General features: G+C 68.2%; 4 protein-coding genes and 1 tRNA gene. 3 read left to right on the plus strand and 2 right to left on the minus strand.

Annotated features, from left to right (window positions below; all coding sequences use genetic code 11):
- The first annotated feature begins 7 nt into the window (after nt 1–7).
- Nucleotides 8–2,668 carry a carboxypeptidase regulatory-like domain-containing protein gene (locus tag DB31_RS12420; protein ID WP_044186703.1) on the plus strand — a complete coding sequence of 887 codons (2,661 nt, stop codon included), beginning with the start codon at nt 8–10 and terminating at the stop codon, nt 2,666–2,668.
- A 9-nt stretch (nt 2,669–2,677) separates the two neighbouring features.
- On the opposite strand, the gene DB31_RS12425 is transcribed toward DB31_RS12420, so the two are convergent.
- A complete protein-coding gene (locus DB31_RS12425) occupies nt 2,678–3,319 on the minus strand; it encodes a DUF6066 family protein (RefSeq protein ID WP_157231948.1) in 642 nt (213 codons plus the stop codon).
- A 165-nt stretch (nt 3,320–3,484) separates the two neighbouring features.
- On the opposite strand from DB31_RS12425, the gene DB31_RS12430 reads away from it, so the two are divergent.
- On the plus strand, nt 3,485–3,832 hold the full coding sequence (locus DB31_RS12430) for a PilZ domain-containing protein (RefSeq protein ID WP_044186708.1): 348 nt from the start codon (nt 3,485–3,487) through the stop codon (nt 3,830–3,832).
- A gap of 74 nt (nt 3,833–3,906) precedes the next feature.
- Here the strand turns inward: DB31_RS12430 and DB31_RS12435 are convergent, their stop codons facing one another.
- Complete coding sequence (locus DB31_RS12435; RefSeq protein ID WP_044186711.1) at nt 3,907–5,457, minus strand: Glu/Leu/Phe/Val family dehydrogenase; 1,551 nt, start codon at nt 5,455–5,457, stop codon at nt 3,907–3,909.
- 234 nt (nt 5,458–5,691) lie between these two features.
- On the opposite strand from DB31_RS12435, the gene DB31_RS12440 reads away from it, so the two are divergent.
- Nucleotides 5,692–5,767: transfer RNA gene (locus DB31_RS12440), tRNA-Thr, on the plus strand.
- Nucleotides 5,768–6,156: the final 389 nt, after the last annotated feature.

Here is a 6,156-nt window from a genome sequence, read left to right on the forward strand (position 1 = left end):
ACCCGGTATGCGCAAGCTCGTCATCACGGTGGGGATTCTGGTGGGGTTGGGGCTCGTGGTCCTTTGGTTCTGGAGCCCGGGAGGCCCAGTCCCCTCCACGGACACGGAGGGGGAAGGGCGGAGTCAGCGCCGGCAGGCCATGGCCCGGCCCGGCTCCGCGCAGCTGGAGAGTCCCGAGGACATGGGGGCTCGGGGCAGCGCGGACGCGGGCAGTACGCCCTCGCTGGCGCAGCCTCCCTCGGAGGCGGACGGGGTGCTGGAGGTGGAGGTGGTTGCAGGCTCGAAGCCAGTGCCAGGCGCCAGCGTGCGGCTGTACTGGCGGGGGCCTCGGGATCCGAGCCTGGATGAGGTGGCCTGGCGGCTGGCGAGCGCCGGCCTCACGGATGAGCAGGGGTGGGCACGGCTGGCGTCGAGGCCGGGAGGCTACCTGCTGGCAGTGCGCGCGCAGGGCTACGGCCCGGTGATGCGAGACGTGGTGCGGCCCTATGGCGAGGCGCGCACGCGGATGCGGATCTCGTTGGAGCCCGGCCAGACGCTCACGGGGCGCACGGTGGAGGCGGGCACGAAGGATCCGCTACCGCTGGTAGAGCTCTCGCTGACCGCCTACGGCCGGGGAGAGCAGGAGGCCTGGCAGAGCGCCGAAGCGCCAGCGGAGGAGCGCATCTACGCCGCGAGTGACGCGCGTGGGAACTTCCGCGTGGAGGGGCTTGCCCCTGGGAGCTACCAGCTGGAAGCCAAGGCGGTGGGGCATGTCCGAGCCGTGCAGAAGCGCGTGAAGGTGCCCGCTTCGGGGCCGATCACGGTGGAGCTCCAGTCTGCCGGAGTCATCGAGGGCTTCGTGGTGGACGCACAGGGGCGCCCGGCCGCGGGAGCCGAGGTGCACGTGGGCGGGCGCGTACCCGAGGTGGTCACCACCGGCGAGGGCGGCGGCTTCTCGGTGGAGACCGAGCCGGGGGCTCACATCGTGTCGGCGCGGAGGGGCAGTGAGGCGGGCTCGCTGCCCACCCCGGTCATCGTCAGCGCGGGCAAGACGGTGCGCGAGCTGCGGATCCAGCTGGGCCAGAGCGCGGCGCTGGAGGGCCACGTGGTGGCAAAGACGTCGGGCGCACCCATCGAAGGCGCGCGGGTGGACGTGAGCCCCTACGGCAACAGCGGGGACTCGGGCCGAGCGGTCACGGATGCGTCGGGCTTCTTCTCCGTGGGACAGCTGGCTCCGGGCAGCTATGACTTGGTGGTGTCCGCGCAGGGCTATGCGGAGGTCAACCGGCGCGCGCTGACGGTGTCTGCGGGCGAGCGCTTCTCCATCGAGCTCCAGCTTGCGGGGACCGGCGCGGTGGAGGGCTTCGTTCGGGACAGCTCGGGCCAGCCGGTAGCGGGTGCTCAGGTGGTGAGCAGCAACCGCTGGGGAGGCACGTGGGGCAGCACGCCGATAGAGGCCCGGGCCGACGCCCAGGGGCATTACCTTCTTGAAGGCCTGCCCGCGGGGCCGTTGAGCCTCACGGCGCGCAGGGAGAGCGCGACCATTGGTGTCCGGCACATCGTGGAAATCACCGAGGACTCGACGGCGAAGCTGGACTTCACGCTGGAGGAGCCGGGCACCGTGGAGGGCAAGGTCATCCCGGCCCAGGGCTCCCTGCCTTCCGATCCCCTGGTCGTGCTGGCCTATCCCCGGGAGAGCACCGCCCAGGTCCCCTCGGACTTCCGGCCGATCGAGCTGGAGCCCTCGGGGACCTTCCGGATGACGCTGCAGCCGGGGGCCTACGACTTGCGCGTGGCGCTCTCGGAGCGCTGGCCCTTTGGCCCCAGCGAGTCGAAGTGGGTGAACGTGAAGGGGGGAGCAACTGTCCCGGTGGAGATTGTCTGGCAACCCGATGCGCGCGAGCAGGACGGCCTCGTGGGCACGGTCGTCGAGCCGGATGGCACGCCCTCGCCGCTGGCCTTCGTCACAGTGACTCCTGAGGAGGGGTGGCGAGGGCCGCGGAAGAACGTCCCCACGGATGAGCAGGGGCGCTTCTCGTTCACCCTCACGGAGGAGGAGGCCGCCTACGAGGGCCGGCTGAAGCTCGTGGCCCGGAACGGGGGCCGGCTGGGCGAGCTGCGAGGGGTCAAACCGGGAGAGCGGAGCCTCGTCGTGAAGCTCCAGCCCGCCGTGGGGATTCGGGGCAGGGTGGTGCGCGCCAACGGGGGTGAGCCGGTGAAGGGCTTCACCCTCTCCATGGAGTCGCTGGACCTGCGCAGCTTGCTCATGGACCAGTCCACGCTGGAGTTCCCGGGAGACCGCTTCGAGCTCCGGGAGGCCCCGTCCGAGCCCGTACGGCTGACGGCCCGGACGGAGAGCGGCCTGGGAGGATCTGTTGTGGTGACCCCGAGGGCTGGAACTCCCTCCGAGGTGGAGATCCCCCTGAAGGGCACGGCCACGCTTCGGGGCAAGGTGCTGGATACGGCGACCCAGCGGCCGCTGCCCGGGGCGCTCTACTTCGTCCTGGAGGATCGGCCCATGAATCCGGAGAACGCCACGGGCCCGGATGGGAGCTTCAAGATGGAGGGCGTCGGCGTGGGAGACCGCGTCCTCGTCATCCTGAGCGGCGACGAGTACAAGCGCGTGCCCGTGAAGCTGGAGGAGGGCCAGGAGAAGGACGTGGGAGACATCCTCCTCGGCGACTACTGAGGCCCGCGCCTACCGCTTCTTGGTGTTGGCGTCCTTGCCGTCCAGCCAGAGCCCGAGGTGATCGCCGGTGCGGCCCTCCGTCACCAGGACGGCCTCCAGGCGCGCGGCCACCCCGAAGATCTTCCCGCCGCCCGGCTTGGGCAGGCTCCAGATGTCCAGCGGCGTGAACACCACCGACAACCGCACGGCCTTCGAGGAGAACGCCCGCGCGAACATGCCCCCGTTCCAGCCCTCGGGAGTGGTGCCCGTCACCTTCAGCAGCGGGAGGACGGGGTTGCCCGCCGCATCCGTCTTCTTCGGCGTGCCGTGCGTCAGCGCGTACTTCCCGCCCGCGAAGAACGGCAGGATGTCGATGGCGTAGTCGCCCGTGGAGGGCTGGTACCCGGCCGGGGACACCATCGTCGCCACGTCCTCGGTGATGATCATGTACATCTTCTTGCCCTTGTAGGCCTTGCGGAACTCGTCCGCCTTGGTGCGGCAGTCCGGGCTGGCGAACATGTCCCCGCACTCGCCGATGTAGCGGTTGAGGAAGGCGCTCAGGCCTCCCAGCGGCTCCGCGGCGTCTCTCAGCCGGGCAAAGCGTTGATCCACGTCCGCCAACGCGAGCGCGGGCAGCAGCAGGGCGACGAGAGCGGCAAAGCAGCGGTTCACGGGGCAGGGCTCCCTGGAAAGAGGTGGGCCGCGCATCGTGCCACTCTGGATCGCTTCCGCCAGCCCCCCTTCACATTGGTACGTCCAGGTAGCATGTGGTGGATATTTTGACTACATGAGCCCACCATGTAGTTTTCGGGCCTCTCTTCTTGGAGGCACCACCGAGTGAACGAGCGCCGGGCACATCTTCGGTTCGACAAGGTCTTCACCGTGTACCTAACGACGCAGGACGGGATGACCCGGGGTATTGGGCGGAACATCAGCGCCCGGGGCCTGTTCGTGGAGACGCGCGAGCCGGTTCCGCTGGGCGAGAAGCTGAAGATCACCTTCGCGGGGGAGGACGGCACGGAGATGACGTGCCTGTGCGAGGTGCGCTACCAGGTGGCGCTGGCGTACGGGAAGCGGGACGGGCGCGAGGGCAACAGCCGGGGCGTGGGCCTGCGGATCGTGGCGTACGAGACCCAGGACGAGGCGCCGCTGCTGCTGGTGGACCGCGAGCGGGTGATGCACTGAGAAACACGAAGGGCCCGGCCCCTCATGGTGAGGAGACCGGGCCCCGGGGGCTCACGCCGTGAGGCGTGGGCGGGTTACTGCGAGAAGCCCTCGAGCATGTAGTGGGCCTCGATGCGCTTGAGCGCGAGGATCATCGCGGCGCAGCGCGGGTCCACCGTCTTGCTGATGCAGTAGCCGCGGCTGTCGTGCATGTCCGTCTTGCGCGGCTGGTTGCGGGAGATGTCGCGGATGATGCGGTAGTTGCGCTTCATCGCCTTCTCCAGGCGCTGATCCACCTCCGACTCGCTCCAGCGCTCCATGCGCTTGTTCTGGATCCACTCGTAGTAGCTCACCGTCACGCCGCCGGCGTTGGCGATGATGTCGGGGATCAGGTCGATGCCGCGCTTCTGGAGGACGCGGTCGGCCTCGGGGGTGGTGGGGCCGTTGGCGCCCTCGGCGACGAGCTTGACCTTGAGGCGCTCGGCCACGTCGGCGGTGATCTCACCCCCGAGCGCGGCGGGGATGAGCATGTCGGCCTGGATCTCCCAGAGGTCCTTCTTCTCGATCTTCTGGGCGCCGGGGAAGCCCGCCACGCTCCGCTTGAGGTTCTTCGGGTCGCTGACGTAGGCCATGAGGGCGTGCACGTCGATGCCGTCGCCGTTGTAGATGGAGCCGTCGGCGTCATTGACGGCCAGCAGGCGGGCGCCCATGTTGGCGAGGATGGCGGCGCCGTGGCTGCCCACGTTGCCGAAGCCCTGGAGGACGAACGTCTTGCCCTTCACGGACTCGCCGCGGTCGGCGTAGTAGTCCTCGATGCAGTAGGCGACGCCCTGGCCGGTGGCCTTCACGCGGCCCTCGGAGCCGCCGATGCGCACGTCCTTGCCGGTGACGATGCCGCGCAGGTTGTGGCGCTCGCGCTCACCGTCCGAGTACTCGCGGAGCATGAGGGCCATGATCTCCCCGTTGGTGCCCACATCCGGGGCGGGGATGTCGATGTTGGGGCCGATCATGCTCTTGAGCTTGTACATGAAGCGCAGGGTGATGTTCTCCAGCTCCTCCCGGCCGTACTGGCGCGGGTCGATCTGGATGCCACCCTTGCCGCCGCCGAACGGAACCTCGGAGATGGCCGTCTTCCAGGTCATCTCCGCGGCCAGGGCCTTGAAGAGGTCCAGGGAGACCTCGCGGTGGTAGCGGATGCCGCCCTTGTAGGGGCCGCGGGCCTGGTTGTGCTGGACGCGGTAGGCCTTGAAGCGCTGGGACTCACCGGGTACCAGCTGGTAGACGCCGCCATCCGGAAGGCGCAGGTGGCCGCGGCGGATGTTGACGTCCGAGCCCAGCAGGGCGCGTCCGTTGAGAATGATCTTCCCGTCGGCCAGGCGCTCAAGTCCGTCGGGGTTGCGGACCTGGGTGACGGACAGATCCGAGAAGGCCTTGGCCTCCTCGGGGGCCAGGGGGACCAAGCGGTCCTTCAGCTTGGTGGTGACGTAGAAGATGTGCTCGTAGTCGGGCTCTTCCAGCTCGAGGCGAACGCGCTTGTCCAGACCGATCAGATCGGCGGCGCGGTGGAAGATCTCCATTGCCTCCGTGTAGATGGTCCGCTTGGGAGAGGGCGCGGGGGCGCGCATGAAGTTCTCTTCGCTAGCCATGTGCTGCTCCTTGCGTGAGGCGAAGGGGGTTTAGCCGTGGCCCTTATGCTCATAGGGCGTCAGCGGAAGCAACCCGCGCCCCGTGCGCGAAAGTGCAAAAACTAATGGAATCTCAAGCACTTAGCCGACGCACTGTGTCACAGAAGACCTCACGACCGGTCGGTAGGGGAGCGGGCCCGAAACAAATGCATTGCCCTGCCAGAGGGTGCATGGTAATTCGCCGCGCCACGCCGCGCCGACATAGCTCAGTTGGTAGAGCAACTGATTCGTAATCAGTAGGTCTCCGGTTCAAATCCGGATGTCGGCTCCAAGAAGATCAGGTGTTTGAGGGCCGGTTGCCGCAAGGCAGTCGGCCCTTTTTCTTGGGCGTAGAGGAGGCCTGGAACGAGGGCAGACCTACCAGCGGTCCGGGGGGTACGCGAAGGGCCTGCGAGAACTCCGCTGCCGGCATCGATAGCCCTCGCCGCAGACGTCAGGGTTCTCCGGATCGCAGGCAGGCAGACACCGCCAGTCAGCGCAGACCTTCTCCTCGGAGCTGGATGCCGTGAGTGGGCGTAGCGATGGCACCTAGAGGGTTGGCTCGCGCGAGGAGCGCGGCCGGTAAGCGACTGGAGGCATCGACCCAGCTCTTGCCCAGGCATCGGATGCGACACGAAACAAACCCTACTCATTGAATCGGAATCTCAAGGGGTGAGAAAT

Origin of the sequence: Hyalangium minutum (assembly GCF_000737315.1) — a bacterium.
Lineage (GTDB): Bacteria > Myxococcota > Myxococcia > Myxococcales > Myxococcaceae > Hyalangium > Hyalangium minutum.